This window comes from Leyella stercorea DSM 18206 (assembly GCF_000235885.1).
Taxonomy (GTDB): Bacteria; Bacteroidota; Bacteroidia; order Bacteroidales; family Bacteroidaceae; genus Prevotella; species Prevotella stercorea.
Window position 1 is genome coordinate 5,357 of sequence record NZ_JH379438.1, and the last position, 1,421, is coordinate 6,777.

The 1,421-nt window shown below is 51.2% G+C and carries 1 protein-coding gene; it reads left to right on the forward strand.

Features of this window, described 5'->3' with window-relative positions; genetic code table 11:
• Positions 1–234 precede the first annotated feature (234 nt).
• A complete protein-coding gene (locus HMPREF0673_RS07515) occupies positions 235–1,383 on the forward strand; it encodes an AAA family ATPase (RefSeq protein ID WP_007900363.1) in 1,149 nt (382 codons plus the stop codon).
• The last annotated feature ends 38 nt before the right edge of the window (positions 1,384–1,421 follow it).

The window sequence follows — 1,421 nt, forward strand, 5'->3', positions numbered from 1 at the left end:
TATGGCAGGATGCCATACCCTCCTGATCTGTGCGCATCTGTGAAATCTGTGGGAGGTTTTTGATTGGTGTTCTCCCAGGGGGTGCAGCGGTCTCCGCTGCACCAACCAAGCACTCGTGCACCAGCATTACATTCCTCCCTCAATATCATTTTAAACAACATTGTTTTAAACAACCTTGTTTAAAACCAATATGTTTTGTATCTTTGCACACATAAACCATTAACAATCACCACAATGACAGGTAAGATAGAAGCACCATTTGTGTTCGGAGTACGCGTGGAAGGCGACACTTTTACCGACCGACATGAAGAAACCGACCGCCTGAAAGCCAATTTCACATACGGCGTGAACACCATACTCATATCGCCTCGACGTATGGGAAAGACATCACTCGTAGAGCATGTCTGCTCGCTTATCGACACCACCGACATACGTATCGCACACATTGATGCCTTCGGTTGTCGCTCCGAGCACGACTTCGTGAACGCCTTTGCCACAGCCGTAGTGCGTGCCACCTCGTCAAAATGGGAAGAGTGGATGGAGAACACAAAGACGTTCCTCAGTCGCTTCGTACCAAAGATAAGCTTCGGGCAAGACCCCCTCAACGACTTCTCCCTCTCGTTCGAATACAACCCTGCGAACAACACTACAGAAGAAGTGCTGCAACTGCCCGAGCTCATCGCGCGCACCAAGGGCTATCGTATCGTGGTATGCATCGACGAGTTTCAGCAGATTGGCGAGTTTGCCGACTCACTAACGTTTCAGAAGAAATTGCGCAGCGTGTGGCAGCTGCAGAGCAACGTCAGCTACTGTCTCTATGGTAGCAAGAAGCACATGATGGAGCGTATGTTCCAGAGTAAAAGCTATCCGTTCTATCGTTTTGGCGACCTTTTCTATCTTGGTAAGATTGGCGAGGACGACTGGGTGCAGTACATACAACAACGCTTTCGTGCCACCGGTAAGGACATCCCCGCAGAACTTGCACAAGTCATCTGTCGCACCACCGACCGCTATTCGTCCTATGTGCAGCAGCTCGCTTGGCTGGTATGGCTACGCACCAACCAGACCACCACGGGCGACGATGTGCAATACGCCATCGACCGACTGCTCGATGCCTGCGAGCCCTTGTTCATACAACAGACAGAAGACCTCTCGGCGTATCAGCTTAATTTCCTTCACGCTCTTGCCAACGGCATCTCTACGGGCTTCACACAGGCGGCAGTGCTAAAAGAATACCGTCTTGGCACCGCTGCCAATGTCACACGTCTGAAGAAATCGCTCACAGAGAAAGACCTTATTACCACCGATGCCCCACGCCAACTTGTCATCAGCGACCCAATACTCAAAATGTGGTTGAAGCGTCGGCTTTGGAGAGAACCCTAACCCCCGCTTAGGAGGGTATGGCATCCTGCCATACCCAC

Bases quoted from the DNA above. Each gene is read 5' to 3' on its own strand.
- HMPREF0673_RS07515 (WP_007900363.1), top strand. From the start codon at position 235: ATGACAGGTAAGATAGAAGCACCATTTGTGTTCGGAGTACGCGTGGAA.